Source organism: Citrobacter freundii complex sp. CFNIH9 (assembly GCF_002903305.1).
Classification (GTDB): Bacteria; Pseudomonadota; Gammaproteobacteria; order Enterobacterales; family Enterobacteriaceae; genus Citrobacter; species Citrobacter portucalensis.
The window spans coordinates 155097-167962 of record NZ_CP026242.1 but is presented as its reverse complement, the minus strand read 5'-3'; the positions used below and the strand labels follow the sequence as shown (position 1 = coordinate 167962).

Annotated in this window: 15 protein-coding genes; 10 read left to right on the top strand and 5 right to left on the bottom strand. The window is 56.0% G+C overall.

What is annotated here, in order from left to right; all coding sequences use genetic code 11:
- The first annotated feature begins 9 nt into the window (after positions 1-9).
- Genes C2U43_RS28210 through C2U43_RS28185 form a run of 6 tightly spaced genes read left to right on the top strand, consistent with a single transcriptional unit; the run spans position 10 to position 4942 of the window.
- On the top strand, positions 10-336 hold the full coding sequence (locus C2U43_RS28210) for a hypothetical protein (protein WP_004883103.1): 327 nt from the start codon (positions 10-12) through the stop codon (positions 334-336).
- Positions 333-1697, top strand: a complete 1365-nt coding sequence (trbL, locus tag C2U43_RS28205) for a P-type conjugative transfer protein TrbL (RefSeq protein WP_004883106.1) — start codon at positions 333-335, stop codon at positions 1695-1697. Before C2U43_RS28210 ends, trbL begins: the two co-directional genes overlap by 4 nt.
- 29 nt (positions 1698-1726) lie before the next feature.
- Positions 1727-2431, top strand: coding sequence for a conjugal transfer protein TrbF (gene trbF / locus C2U43_RS28200; RefSeq protein WP_004883108.1), 705 nt, complete (start codon positions 1727-1729; stop codon positions 2429-2431).
- The gene (trbG, locus tag C2U43_RS28195) at positions 2428-3420 is read left to right on the top strand and encodes a P-type conjugative transfer protein TrbG (protein WP_004883112.1); all 993 of its coding nucleotides are present in this window, start codon (positions 2428-2430) and stop codon (positions 3418-3420) included. The genes trbF and trbG overlap by 4 nt, the downstream gene beginning before the upstream one ends.
- Positions 3421-3422: 2 nt before the next feature.
- Positions 3423-4703, top strand: coding sequence for a TrbI/VirB10 family protein (locus tag C2U43_RS28190; RefSeq protein WP_004883119.1), 1281 nt, complete (start codon positions 3423-3425; stop codon positions 4701-4703).
- The gene (locus C2U43_RS28185; protein WP_004883121.1) at positions 4700-4942 is read left to right on the top strand and encodes a DUF2274 domain-containing protein; all 243 of its coding nucleotides are present in this window, start codon (positions 4700-4702) and stop codon (positions 4940-4942) included. Before C2U43_RS28190 ends, C2U43_RS28185 begins: the two co-directional genes overlap by 4 nt.
- A 292-nt stretch (positions 4943-5234) precedes the next feature.
- On the opposite strand, the gene C2U43_RS28180 is transcribed toward C2U43_RS28185, so the two are convergent.
- Together C2U43_RS28180 and C2U43_RS28175 are read right to left on the bottom strand one after the other, a co-directional pair.
- The gene (locus C2U43_RS28180) at positions 5235-5630 is read right to left on the bottom strand and encodes a DNA-binding protein (RefSeq protein ID WP_223203170.1); all 396 of its coding nucleotides are present in this window, start codon (positions 5628-5630) and stop codon (positions 5235-5237) included.
- Entirely contained in the window at positions 5620-5892 is a 273-nt protein-coding gene (locus tag C2U43_RS28175) for a hypothetical protein (RefSeq protein WP_022652138.1), read from the bottom strand. Before C2U43_RS28175 ends, C2U43_RS28180 begins: the two co-directional genes overlap by 11 nt.
- Before the next feature lie 108 nt (positions 5893-6000).
- Between C2U43_RS28175 and C2U43_RS29520 the strand changes: the two genes are divergently transcribed.
- Positions 6001-6159 carry a hypothetical protein gene (locus C2U43_RS29520; RefSeq protein ID WP_022652137.1) on the top strand — a complete coding sequence of 53 codons (159 nt, stop codon included), beginning with the start codon at positions 6001-6003 and terminating at the stop codon, positions 6157-6159.
- 46 nt (positions 6160-6205) lie between these two features.
- Here C2U43_RS29520 and C2U43_RS29665 read toward each other — a convergent pair whose 3' ends face one another.
- Positions 6206-6532 carry a hypothetical protein gene (locus tag C2U43_RS29665; RefSeq protein ID WP_015063087.1) on the bottom strand — a complete coding sequence of 109 codons (327 nt, stop codon included), beginning with the start codon at positions 6530-6532 and terminating at the stop codon, positions 6206-6208.
- 188 nt (positions 6533-6720) lie between these two features.
- On the opposite strand from C2U43_RS29665, the gene C2U43_RS28170 reads away from it, so the two are divergent.
- Positions 6721-7236 carry a hypothetical protein gene (locus C2U43_RS28170; RefSeq protein ID WP_015063086.1) on the top strand — a complete coding sequence of 172 codons (516 nt, stop codon included), beginning with the start codon at positions 6721-6723 and terminating at the stop codon, positions 7234-7236.
- Positions 7237-7823: 587 nt separating this feature from the next.
- Here the strand turns inward: C2U43_RS28170 and C2U43_RS28165 are convergent.
- Entirely contained in the window at positions 7824-8705 is an 882-nt protein-coding gene (locus tag C2U43_RS28165; RefSeq protein ID WP_015063085.1) for a RepB family plasmid replication initiator protein, read from the bottom strand.
- Positions 8706-9163: 458 nt separating this feature from the next.
- Positions 9164-11584, bottom strand: coding sequence for an Ig-like domain-containing protein (locus tag C2U43_RS28160; protein WP_015063084.1), 2421 nt, complete (start codon positions 11582-11584; stop codon positions 9164-9166).
- 224 nt (positions 11585-11808) lie between these two features.
- On the opposite strand from C2U43_RS28160, the gene C2U43_RS29970 reads away from it, so the two are divergent.
- Together C2U43_RS29970 and C2U43_RS29965 are read left to right on the top strand one after the other, a co-directional pair.
- On the top strand, positions 11809-12276 hold the full coding sequence (locus tag C2U43_RS29970; RefSeq protein ID WP_015063083.1) for a DUF4165 domain-containing protein: 468 nt from the start codon (positions 11809-11811) through the stop codon (positions 12274-12276).
- Positions 12270-12674 (top strand): Ig-like domain-containing protein, encoded by a 405-nt coding sequence (locus C2U43_RS29965; RefSeq protein ID WP_071787996.1) that lies wholly within the window; start codon positions 12270-12272, stop codon positions 12672-12674. Before C2U43_RS29970 ends, C2U43_RS29965 begins: the two co-directional genes overlap by 7 nt.
- Positions 12675-12866 lie beyond the last annotated feature (192 nt).

The window sequence follows — 12866 nt, the reverse complement described above, 5'->3', positions numbered from 1 at the left end:
GAGGCGGCCATGCGATGCGTTCCTGTCCTGCTGGCCGTGCTGCTGACCGCATGCGGCCAGCAGCCGGCTGAAGACCTGACCGCCACCTTGGCCGCCGATCCCGTGCGGCTCAAGGCGCTGCGCGCCCAATGCGCAGCCGACCGGCAAACCGCAGGCGAAGACACCTGTCGCGCCGCTGCCGAAGCCTTCCGGCGGCGCTTCTTCACCGGCCAGACTGGGCCGGACGAATACCGGACGCTGGCAGAACTGCCGCCGATTCCGGCGAGTTTCGACACGCCAACCGACGACGCGCCGGAAGGTGATGCGTCGCTCGCCGCTGCGGAGGACACGCCATGAACGACGTAACGATCATCGACAGATTCCTCGATACCTTCTCGCGCTACATCGACTCCGGTTTCGGTCTGCTGCAAGGCGAAGTCGCGTTCCTGACGGCCACTCTCATTGTCATCGACATGACCATTGCCGGTCTGTATTGGGCCATGAGCCATGCGACCGGCCAGGGCGAGGACGTGATCGCCAAGCTGCTGCGCAAGGTGCTTTACGTCGGTGCCTTCGCCTACATCATCGGTAACTTCAATTGGCTGTCGAGCATCGTGTTCCGCTCGTTCGCCGGGCTAGGCATCACCGCCACTGGCTCGGCCATAACGATGGAGAACTTCTTGCAGCCGGGTCGGCTTGCCAAGACCGGCATCGACGCCGCTGCGCCGATCCTCGACCAGATCGGTGACATGGCCGGCTTCCCCGAAGTGTTCGTGAACCTCGACCCCATCGTGGTGCTGTTCATCGCTTGGCTGGTGGTGATCCTCTGTTTCTTCGTGCTCGCGGTTCAGCTTTTCATCACGTTGATCGAGTTCAAGCTGACCACGCTTGCCGGCTTCGTCTTGATCCCGTTTGCGCTCTGGAACAAAACCTCGTTCCTCGCGGAAAAGGTGCTCGGCAATGTGGTTTCGTCAGGCATCAAGGTCTTGGTGCTGGCGGTAATCGTCGGCATCGGCTCGGGCCTGTTCGCGGAGTTCCAGGTTCATCCCGACGAGCCTTCCATCGACCATGCGCTTGTCGTGATGCTGGCTTCGCTTGCCTTGCTGGCGCTGGGCATCTTCGGCCCCGGCATCGCCACGGGCCTTGTGTCCGGTGCGCCGCAGCTCGGCGCGGGTGCGATGGCGGGCGCTGCCGTCGGCGCGGTAGGCACGGGTGTTGCCATCGGTGCCGCCGCGACCGGCGTGGGCGGTGCCGTCATGGCGGGCGCACGCATGGCCCCGGCCGCCGCAAAGCTGGCCGGGAGCGGCGCACGCGCCGCCACGTCGGCGGCCAGCAGCGCCAAGTCCGCATTCCAGGCCGGTTCCGCCGCTGCGGGCGGCGGGGCTAAAGGCGCGGCTGCGGGCCTCGGCAATGTCGCCAAGACCGGCGCGCAAGCGGCAGGCCGCCGAGCTGCATCGGGCGCTTCCGCTGCCGGTCAGAAGGTGGCCGACTCCTTCCGGGCAGGATGGAACGGTGCGGATGTCGGCGCTGCCGGTTCCGGCCAGGCCGCCGCAGGCGAAGGCGCAGCCAGCGCGCCGAAGCAAGAGCAACCCGCCTGGGCAAAGCGGATGCACCGCCGCCAGCAGATCACCCATGCCGCAACCACCGCAGCCCACACGCTGCGCAGTGGCGACGGCGGCGGCTCAGGGCAAGGCCCAAGCCTGCGCCCCGATGCGTGACCCGATACCTGACCACCAAGGAGAACCCTATGCGATTCAAACGCCCGCAGGTGCGCTATGCCGACACGCCGCAGCCTGCCACCCCGTACCAATCCGCCGCGCAGGTGTGGGACGAGCGCATCGGCTCGGCCCGCGTCCAGGCCAAGAACTGGCGTTTTATGGCCTTCGGCTGCCTCACGCTTGCGCTGCTGATGGCCGGTGGCCTGGTGTGGCGCTCGGCGCAGTCCATCGTCACCCCTTACGTCATCGAGGTCGATCAGTCGGGGCAGGTGCGCGCCGTCGGCGAAGCCGCCACGCCGTACCGGCCCGCCGATGCGCAGATCGCGCACCACCTGGCGCGCTTCGTGACGCTGGTGCGCTCGCTGTCTATCGATCCCATCGTGGTGCGGCAAAACTGGCTGGACGCCTACGACTACACCACCGACAAAGGCGCGGCGGTGCTCAACGACTACGCCAGCAAGAACGATCCTTTCGCCCGTGTTGGCCGCGAGTCGGTGACGGTGCAGATCACCAGCGTGGTACGCGCCAGCGATGCCTCGTTCAACGTCCGTTGGACGGAGCAACGGTTCATCAACGGTGCCCCCGCCGGGACCGAGCGATGGAACGCGGTGCTTTCCACCGTCCTGCAAACCCCGCGCACCGAACAGCGCCTGCGCAAGAACCCGCTGGGTATCTACGTCAACGGCCTGTCGTGGAGCCGCGAACTGGATTCTTCTGAAGGAGCCAAGCCATGAACCTGTCTTTCCGCTTATACGCTTTCGCGCTGACCGTGGTGGCCCTGTCGGGCTGCGCTTCGCAGGGCAAGCCGCCTCCGTCCATTTCGCTCGATGAGCCGGTGCAGGCACAGCCGCTGCCGGAGCCGCCTGCTCCAGTGGAAGTCGTCGCCATGCCCGAGCCGCTGGCGCTGCCAGCGCAGTTGAAGCCGCTGCACGAGTTGGACGCGGCCCCGGCTAAGCCGGAGCCGGCCGATGAGAAGGTGCGCGTTTCCCGTGCCAATGCCGAGGCGCGCATCGCGCCCACGCGCGAGGGCTACGTCAATGCGATTCAGGTGTGGCCCTTCACCGATGGTGCGCTCTACCAAGTCTATGCCGCGCCGGGACGCGTGACCGTGGTTTCCTTGCAGCCGGGCGAGGAACTAGTGACGGTCGCAGCCGGCGATACCGTGCGCTGGATCGTCGGTGACACGTCCAGCGGCAGCGGCGACGCGATGCGCATCAATGTGCTGGTCAAGCCCATCCGCTCAGGCCTCAAGACGAATTTGGTCATCACCACCAGTCGCAGAACATACCTGCTGGAACTGACCTCGACGGAAAAGGCATGGATGGCGTCGGTGTCCTGGGACTACCCAAAAGACCGGATGTTGGCCTTGCAGCGCCAGTCGCAGGCGGCTAGCGCCGCCGCACCGGTCGATACCGGACTGTCGCTGGAGAAGATCCGCTTCCGATATTCCGTCTCAGGCAGCAATCCGCCGTGGAAGCCGCTGCGCGCCTTCGACGATGGCGAGAAGGTCTATATCCAGTTCCCGCCGGGAATCGCCCAAGGCGAGCTGCCACCGCTGTTCGTCATCGGCGCGCAGGGCGACGGACAACTGGTGAATTACCGTTTTCGCTCGCCTTACTACATCGTGGATCGGCTGTTCGGCGCGGCCGAACTGCGCCTGGGCGGCGACAAGGGTGACGTGGTGCGTATCGAACGCACGGATGGCTTGGCGCGGAGGAACTGACCATGAGCCAGGACGACACTCCCGACCTCGCCACGCCGCATGCGGGCAAGGTGGCACCCGAGGCAGTTGCGCTGCGCGCCCAACCGCGCCCGGTCACGCGCCTGAACCGGCGCACGCTGGCCATCCTCGTCGGCGGTCTCTCGGTCGCTGTGCTCGGCGCGCTGATGTGGTCGCTGCAACCGCAGCGGCGCGGTGCAGGCGAGCAGACCGAGCTTTACAACGTCGATCGCGTCTCGAAGTCCGAAGGGTTGGACGCGCTGCCGGCGGACTACTCGAAGCTGCCGCCCCCCTTGGCGGCATCCGTGCCGGAGTTGGGGCCGCCGCTGCCAGGCGATCTTGGCCCGGCCATTGTGAAGTCGCAGCAGCCGGTGACGGCCGCCTACGCGGCCCCCGGCAACGACCCCAACGACGCGTTGCGCAAGGAAGCCGAAGCAGCAGCGGCATCGGCGGTGTTCTTCCGCTCTGGTTCGCAGAAGGCCGCGCCGGTGGCGCAGACACAGGTAGCCGCTGCGCCGGGCTTCACCGCCAATGCGGCCTTCGACCCGCTGGCGGCCGGGCCTGCGTCGACGGCGGCCCAGCCCGCCGACCCGACCGCCGTGCAGAACCGGCAAGACCAGAAAGAGGCATTCCAGAAAGCCGGAACCACGGAAGCCCGTGATTCCGGCAACCTGACGCTGCCGGCGTCGCCGTATCAGGTCATGGCCGGAACGGTGGTCGCCGGGGCGCTGGTGACGGGCATCAAGTCGGACTTGCCGGGCGATGTGATCGCCACAGTGACGGAGCCGGTCTATGACACGGCTACCGGCAAGTTCCTGCTGATCCCGCAGGGGTCACGCATCCTGGGCAAATACAACAGCCAGGTCAGCTACGGGCAGAGCCGCGTGCAAGTGGTGTGGAACCGGATCATCCTGCCCGACACGTCTTCGCTCAAGCTCGACAACTTGGCCGGCACCGATCCGGCCGGCTACGCCGGCTTGGAAGATGATGTGGATTGGCATTGGGATCGCGTCTTTGCCGGTGCGGCACTGACGACGCTACTGGGCATCGGTGCCGAACTGGCTGCGCCGGAGAACCGGCAGGACGGTGATCGCGTCATCATCGCCGGCCGCGATAGCGCCCAGGACAGCATCAATCAGGTCGGTCAGGAGATGACCCGGCGCAACCTCAACATCCAGCCCACCTTGACGGAGCGCCCCGGCTTGCCGGTTCGCATCATCGTCAACCGCGATCTGGTGCTGCGGCCGTACCAGCCACTTTTCTTCAACAGGGGGACTTCGCGATGACGACGCGCAAGCTACGGCTCGGGCCGCTGCCGAAAACGGAATCCACGAAGCTGACTTTTGCTTGCCCGGCCAGCCTGAAAGCCGACCTCGACCGCTACGCTACGCTGCACGCGCAGACCTACGGCGAGGCGGTCGATGCCACGGTGCTAATTCCGCACATGCTAGAAGCCTTCATGGTCGGAGATCGGGGATTCAGGAAGGGAGGCGCGGGCAAGGCCGCGCCGCCGAAGCCAAGCTGATGATGCCGGTTTCCGCTGGCGGCCATCCCTCAAACGCGCAGCCCAAGGCTGCGCGTTCTTCATTCTGGAGGACGGCGACCGATTGGGCTATGAAGACCAAACGCGGCTACCGCCTGCAGGCAACCGCCCCCGATGCAGCACGCTCGGGCTTTCTACCGCGAAGCTCCTATGTGGCTCCCAGCCCACAACGCCACAGCCCCGCAAGGCGGCCCGAAGTAGAGCCAAACCCGCACCCCATATAGACTTCCGGCCATCAGGCTGATTTCAACAATCGCTTGACTGCGGACATTTTTTATTGCTGCGCTGCGCTCCAGGCGTCCAGTTCTTCCTTCGTTTCGAACGACACAACTACTACAGCATCATGATCAGGGCGTTGCGGCTGTCGCACCATCTGAAAAGGCGGCTCAAAGGTCATATAGTAAATAGGCTGTTCCCGGCGTGCCACCCACTCAGCTTGTTTCCGTTCTGCCAGTTCACAGGCCTCATCATACGTGTCAGCCTGAGCCAGCCATGTCGGCCTATCCCACGCCCCGCCGTTCAGACAGTACACGTGAAATTTCTCGTTATGGGTGACGCAGTAAGGATGATCCCACCAGGCATCGAGCTGGGCCTTGCTGCGCTTCTCGTTAGGCGTAATGTCGAAATTCTTCGGAAGTGTAGGGTTGTTCGGGATCTGGTTAGGCATCATGCGCCTCCTGTTCATACACGCCACGGGGAAGCGCCCGCATGTCATCAGTAATGACAAAAAGCGATTCTGAAATCGTGTTGCCTGTTGGGCGCCCGTCCCCGCAAATTACCACGGCATCATTGCCTGGGTAGCGAGCCGACTCAATGACGGCGAATTCTATGCCATCTGCACGGCGAAACCAGTACAGGCTTTCACCTTCCGGTGATGTTTCAATAGTCTTGCGGAAAAACGTTCCTTCCAGTGTTTCGGGGATGTAAGGCATAAACACTCCTTGTGTACGAAAAAGACCACAAGTTGTTACCCCTGCGGCCTGATCGGGCGAATGCTGCCATTAAGACGGTTAATCGCCCTTGTAAGGTGAGGCAACAAAATGGATTCTAACGCTGTAGCTAACATTCCAGTAGGAATAATTATCCCCGCGAACGCGGATCTAAAACTGATCATCTTTGACTTTCCCAGCATCCGTCCGCTGGGCCAGCAGCAGCAAACACGGGTTCAGCAAGGCGATACACTGTACCGGGTACTGTAAACCCCTGTCCTGCCTATGTCGGTCAGCAGGACTGGAGGCGTGAAGTTCACGTGCTGTGGCCATATACAGACTGGTCTTCCCATGACTCACTGTCATGTTCAAGGGGGCCGGTGATCCATTGTGCGGTGCGTGAAGCTCGGGAGCGAAAAGCCCATGTTTCGTCAGGGCCGATAGTGACGTTTTCCTCCGTCAATGAGGCGTTTTCTGGCATTACAGGTAACTTGCGGGTATCACGATCACCGCTTCCCAGCCAGTGTTCTACTTGCGCCTGGGTCTGAAACAAAAAAGCATGCATATGGCAGGCTGTACCGTCATTGATACCGTACATCCGAAGTCCATCATCAAACTCAGCTATAAAAATATTGTGTGACATACATTAACCTCATGGAATTCGCTTTTTCAGGGGCGAATCCTGGTGCCTTAATTAAAGGGTAAAAAGGTAAACGCTCACCAATGGTACAATATAAAAAACCAATAACGTCATCCACGAACCTTTTTTGAGGCCGTAGATGATTTTAAACGTAGTATCTCTAAACTCGTACAAAATGGAGCATCAAAATAATGAAAATAAACATGGGTAGTCTGAAAAGCGCTGCACCGCTCTTTGTTCTTATTGGCTTGATGATCGCGTTTTCGGCCTATGTGAAATCATGGGCATTGTTATACACGTTGCTGGCGTCATCAGTCATGCTCACAGTCATGATATCGTTGCCATTTCTTGTCTCGCCTTTACAGCATTCAAAATTCATAGTCCTGCGAATTTTACGTTTACTGGTTATTACGCTCTGGGCGGTTGGCCTTGTCGGCGTACTCTTTTCAGTTGTGGAACGCCTTGTATGGGTTAATGCTGACAGCTATCCGTCATGGCTGGCGAAGGAACTGGATTCCCCGACCATCACGGATGGTGAAACTTTTATTAAAGCTACAGAGTCTTTTGAGAAGACCTGCGGTAAAAATAAAGGTTCTCTCAGCGTTGTCGCAAGGCATAACGGCATGTTTATGCGCTGCGATGATAGCGTCTCTTTCGACACCTGGTGGAAGGGGGTTTACCAACTTAAAACACCTGAGACTCGATGATGCATTTCTTTAGTGCAGCAACAGAATGGCCGTATTGTGGTTAAGACATTTTCGACGATATCAGCTACTCCACTGTGGCGGGAAAAGATTCCCCTCTCAGCCACCGGGTACGCAATCTTAGTGGCTCCACTATACCGGGTACAGTTTCCACTTCAGCCTCATCGTGCTATCAGGGCCGTTCACCCTTCACGAACCACTTTATCGGGTATATCTTCCTTCCCGTGACATCACGCCATCCGGGGCGGAGGCAGTAACGGGCTCCACTATACCGGGTAAAACTTGCCAACCAGTGCCGCCACATTTCCGGTGCCTGGTTCGCAAGGGGCCTTATCCACTATACCGGGTATGGATCACATTTTCGTGGCTCCACTGTACCGGGTATAGTTCACATTTTGGTTGAAAAACACACAGAATCGTCAGGGTAAGGCTGAAGAGAAAGGGCTGCATCGGAGTTTTAGGGCTGACATTACCCGGTGTAGTGGAGATCCACTGTACCGGGTAAAAACAGAGCGGAAAGGAGAAGAATATCCACTATTCCGGGTAATGCAGCCACCCACGCGGCAGGCAGCTGCATTATCCGGCATCTATCATGGCTTCATGTTTCTTTTCAGAATATTCAGTACATAATCGCCGTTTTCTTTGTCTATGGAGTATTCCAGAAAACCGATCTCTTTAAGCTGGCCCAGCGCCTTTTTAACTGTGGCATTCTGGTTGCCAAGATGTGAGGACAGTTGCAGGCGTTCACGCAGCCGGTCAAATCCGATACGGTAAAAGGTGCTCGGTAACTCAGCCAGATACAGATACAGGGCCTGTGCGGACTCCTTACGGGCCAGTTTCTGCAACGTCTTCAGGTAGAGTCGGGTTTTACCGTCGACGCGATACAGCGTATTGAGCTTCGAATTTGGCTTGATGACGATTTTCCCGGTGGAACTGTCGTAGTACGTGGATTCCACGAGGTGCATGTTTATCGTTATCTGATCGTCTGTACCGGGTATTTTCTTAATGAACGAGATACTGGTTCGGGCAATACGCGTCAATGAAGCATCAAAACGCTCTTTCAATTGCCTATCAATGCGCTTAGTGTCAAAACCGCAGAACTTAGCAAACTCCGGGAAATTCAGCTCCAGCTGACCTTCCGAGTCGAGCGGACGGTTAGACAATGCATAAACGATCCCACACCATGATTTGAAGTCAGAGTCCATGTCGAGGCGCGGGCCATAAATTTGGATCTGGCTGTAGCCTTCACCCTCGACAATGGATAGTCTCGAAAGGGGTTCGGTGGCATCGATGCGGTGACTCTTCCGGCCACCCTTATCCGTGGATTTCAGTGTTGGCACAAACACACCCAGACGGAGTAAAACTTTCGGCTGAATGGTCTGTCTTAGCGTGGGAAGCAGTTGGATAACTTCCCCGGAATCTTTTAGGGACTCTTCAATGACAAGAGATAACTTGTTGTTATTACTAGACATATAGAAAGATCCGTTTTGTGCATAAGATCTACATCCTACCCGGTATAGTGTATCGAATCCACCCGGTATAGTGGATTATGCACCCTGTATAGTGGATGGATTACCCGACATAGTGTATTTCGCCCCCTGTACAGTGGATGGCGATCCGCTGAGAGCCCCGATATTACTGGCCTGCGAGGATCGTTATTCCTTTTTGATCTGCTATTGATCCTATATTGATCTTTATTATTATTCTATCCTGTTGATAACTATGCACAGAGACGTCATGAAGCATTACGATCGAAATGTGAGTAAATTCCGATCCGTTCTAAGAACCGCACTAGCACACTTCTTCCCTTGTAGAAAAAGTTACTTTTTTGACGCAAGCGGCTACAGAGTTATGAGGAGAGAGAGCGGAGAAAATGCAGGAAATGGCGTCACGAAAAAAAGCCGCCAGAGTGACTGACGGCTTTTTATGGTTACTTCAGCTCATCAATTTGGATCATAAACTCAGCGGCTCCGGTCTTGCCGTTCTCTGATGGATAAACCGGCATGAGAAGATTATCACCCATACCCATGTCGATATTAACATTTACAGACTCCCCAGGAGCTGCCTCCGCTCCATTAAACACTATCCCGAAGTTGGCATCCTTACGTACTGAGAGGGTCGCGTTCTGTAAGCCTTTGGCTATTTCACCGTTAGTCTTGCGGAGCATGTTTGTAGACAGATAGGCAAGTGGCACGTTATCAGAGGTTTTGAGCGCCGACTTTACTGCAAGGGTTCGAAGGTTATGCAGCTGTACCAAGTTATTCGGGAGATAACTGAACTTCTGTGTGTAAGTTTTTGTGTTGGACTGGCTGTCCGACACTGTCACACTGAGAGCATAGTTTTCAGAGGGCTCGAAATTCGGGAATATGCGCGGATATTCCGGCGAGTATATGTCTTTACCAGCAGGTGACCAACTGAGTTCAACATTGTCTGATGTCGGTCCGCCAGTTAGCTGGAGACGAGTAATGCGAGGTGTGGTCAGGTTATCGCTCAGTGCAATGCGCAGATTTTCCAGACCATAGACGACGGTGTCATCCTTTACCGGCTTCCCTTCGAAGGTAATAGCAACCGTTGGGGGTGTGGCATCGAGAGCTATCACGCCATAGGTTTTGTTTGTCTGGTTACCGAAACGATCCTGAATATTCACTTCAACGTTGTATTGCCCTTCAGACTGCCGGGAAAGGTCATACTCAATCGTGTAGTTACCCGCGTTTCTGGACTTTTCGACTCCCACAGGCGTCATGCGCTGTTTGGAGTTCTTATCGGTAAGATAGAATCCGAGGAGTCTGAATCCGTCGAACCAATCATTATCTCTGTTGAGATGAGCTTCAACAGTCAGTATCTTAGATGTCGGGCTGTAGGTGATCTCACCAATTTCTGGGACGATTTGATTGTTCCAGCGTGTCATAACCCACTGCTCGGAACGAAGAATAGGGTTCGCGACACTGCGTACATAATAAAGTGTACGGTTATAACCCTGAGTCCCTACCGCCATATCAAAATTCTCAGGAGCTTCGCAACTTGTCTGGCCAACCGGAATGCGGCAGGTTAGGCGTCCCCCAACTTCCTGCTCAAACGGTCTGGCTTCTACATTAAATCTTGCCCGGACGATTTTAATCGGCAATCTGGAAGACAGAACTGTCTCGAAGTCCTTCGACTTATACCAGGTGCCATTGCTATCCTGAAAATCCTCCCAGGTGCCAGTAAAAGCAGGCGTCTTGTTTGCGTTCGGGTTGAGCGTCATCGTGTAGGTCGGGAAGTATCCTGCCCACTGTCCAAAGTTGGCCATACGAGCCATATCCCCATTGAAGGCACCAAATGGCAGCGTCATTTCGACATAGCTGTAGGTGGCATCAGAAGCGATTTCTTTTGCAGCCGAATAAAGGTTAATAAATTCCAGTCCACCCTCTGCATATGCCCGGTAGTTAGATCTCGGGATTTTATACACCAGCCTGATAGGGTTTTCGTTAACCACCATACCGGCTTTATAGGCCGGGTAGTTTTTCACGCCGGGAACGACGCTGGTTGCATCATTTGGATCATGAACAGCGAAAAGGGATATCTCACCAATTGTATTATCAAACCGAAATTTTTGGGTCGGTAACGTGCGGATATTCCCGGCGGTGTCGTAAATTTTGGCTTTTGCCTGAAATTCTTCGTCAAGGTTGCTATCAGGGATGCCCGGTTGCTTCACACTTGCGAAGGTGTAGGGCAGGTACATCGTCTTGTCACCGACGTTGTATTTCATTGGCGTTGAGCTGAAAAGGGTTCCATTAGCGCGATAGATTTCAAATATGCCTTTATCTATTCCAACCGCATCAGCGATGCCCGTTGATAAAAAGCTGTATTGCGCCACAGCTTCAAGACCTAATTTAAATACCGCTCCAGTTCCAGTGCCCAGTGATGTGGTTGCTGTAAGGGCATTTGCAGCCGGAGGTGTGGTGTCTATTGTCCAGTTGTAGTTATACGTAGCTACCACTGACTGATTCAGATCCAAAATGTTGACCTGGACGATCAGTTTTCCTTCCCCGAGAGCGGGTAAAGTTACTTTCTTCCCGTAAAATTCACTGCCGTCGGCTGCTTTTAGCCGATCAGCCACACCGGTACGGGTAGTGGTGGTATTGTACAACTGCGCCCCGGTTTCCCGGGTCACTTTAACGTTTACAAAGCGATCCAATCCAGAAATAAGCGTCAGCGTTACGGTAGAAGCCGGATTGAGTAGCATCCGGGTTGAAGGCGCGTGTACTTCAATGCCATTGGTATCTGTAAAGCTGGATTCATAAATCTGAGCTGTTACCGGAACTGAGACGCCGAGCAAAACCATAGCCAAAGTTATAGTCTGATATTTCATTCAGTATTCCCCTATTGTTTTGTCGTTATTTTAAACGATTCACCTCCGGCACTTTTTCGTTAAGCAGAGTATTTCTGGGCCGTTAATCAGCGGATATTGTCACTTTCGCTGGCCTGGCAAAAGGCGCACAAACGGGCGTTGTTTTACTGAATAATTACACCTCTTATCACCCGGGTGATGAAAACGTTTCGGGTAAAATTTCCTGGCCAACCAGGAGAACATAAATGAAATTTTACAGAGGTCCGTTGATCGCCGCCGTCTATGCGGCACTGCTGTTCCCACTTTGCGGCCAGGCTCAGCTGTACAACTATTCGTACACCGACACACGTGGTACGAAAGTGAATGCTGAACCCTCCAGAGCGTATCTCAACCCAGGTAGCGCAATTACGCTGAACTTGATATCTGGTCTCGACCGCTACGAGCGCGTTACCGTGACACGATCATCAGATAATGTGCAGATGTTCCAGAGTGTCACCGGCCTGGTGACAGTGGCCGACAGGATCACTGCCGCTGATGGTAGTGAGTACTACGGCAAATCCATGGCACTGCCGGTACTGGGCGAGGGGACTTTTGCCCTTAAATCCGAAACCCTCGACAATAAGTCGAATGTCGTGGCCACAACCAGCTACTCCTTCAGCATTGATACCCGCGTATCTTCCCCGCAACAGATGATGCAGATTCCTACGTGCTGACTGCCATAGCAATGGATGAAGCCGGAAACAGCACCACAAAGAGCAGCCGGTTCCGCTACGTACCGAACAACCTGATTGAATTTAATACCATCAAGACGCTGGCTGTGGGCATGGGGCTGAAGACATCAGATAACCAGCCACTGGCGTATCTGCGGACCAACAGCATCCGGAAGAAAGATGGTTCGCTGATCACAGGAGTGCAGACCGGCACGCTGACGGTCCGTAAAGATGCGGCCTTTGCGGTCAGTATGAATGGGGCGACTGTCATTCCCGGAGATTCGAAAGACATCACAATAGACTTCGGTCAAGGGGATGGCATCCTGATCCCGATCTTCCCGGCCACCAGCGGCAAAGTTGGCGAATCCCGCTTCATGATCGAGCTGCCGCAAATCCAATAAACACCACAGAACCGGCCCCGTCATACGGGGCCTTTTCATGGTGTCTTAACGTAGCCAGAAAGAAACGGAACAGGCTGATTTAGTCGAATGTCAGAGATTGCTGAGAAAACGTTTATCACGCATTTCGCTCCACTGGAGAGAATTTGCTATCGCGCTCCCCGGGTGCAGGGTCTCACGCCCGATCGCCATCAA

Coding starts and splice junctions, on each gene's coding strand:
- C2U43_RS28170 (WP_015063086.1), top strand. CDS start 6,721: ATGAAAATAAACATGGGTAGTCTGAAAAGCGCTGCACCGCTCTTTGTT.
- C2U43_RS29970 (WP_015063083.1), top strand. CDS start 11,809: ATGAAATTTTACAGAGGTCCGTTGATCGCCGCCGTCTATGCGGCACTG.
- C2U43_RS28210 (WP_004883103.1), top strand. CDS start 10: ATGCGATGCGTTCCTGTCCTGCTGGCCGTGCTGCTGACCGCATGCGGC.
- C2U43_RS29665 (WP_015063087.1), bottom strand. CDS start 6,532: ATGTCACACAATATTTTTATAGCTGAGTTTGATGATGGACTTCGGATG.
- C2U43_RS28160 (WP_015063084.1), bottom strand. CDS start 11,584: ATGAAATATCAGACTATAACTTTGGCTATGGTTTTGCTCGGCGTCTCA.
- C2U43_RS28190 (WP_004883119.1), top strand. CDS start 3,423: ATGAGCCAGGACGACACTCCCGACCTCGCCACGCCGCATGCGGGCAAG.
- trbL (WP_004883106.1), top strand. CDS start 333: ATGAACGACGTAACGATCATCGACAGATTCCTCGATACCTTCTCGCGC.
- C2U43_RS28165 (WP_015063085.1), bottom strand. CDS start 8,705: ATGTCTAGTAATAACAACAAGTTATCTCTTGTCATTGAAGAGTCCCTA.
- C2U43_RS28175 (WP_022652138.1), bottom strand. CDS start 5,892: ATGCCTTACATCCCCGAAACACTGGAAGGAACGTTTTTCCGCAAGACT.
- C2U43_RS29520 (WP_022652137.1), top strand. CDS start 6,001: ATGGATTCTAACGCTGTAGCTAACATTCCAGTAGGAATAATTATCCCC.
- C2U43_RS28185 (WP_004883121.1), top strand. CDS start 4,700: ATGACGACGCGCAAGCTACGGCTCGGGCCGCTGCCGAAAACGGAATCC.
- trbG (WP_004883112.1), top strand. CDS start 2,428: ATGAACCTGTCTTTCCGCTTATACGCTTTCGCGCTGACCGTGGTGGCC.
- C2U43_RS28180 (WP_223203170.1), bottom strand. CDS start 5,630: ATGATGCCTAACCAGATCCCGAACAACCCTACACTTCCGAAGAATTTC.
- trbF (WP_004883108.1), top strand. CDS start 1,727: ATGCGATTCAAACGCCCGCAGGTGCGCTATGCCGACACGCCGCAGCCT.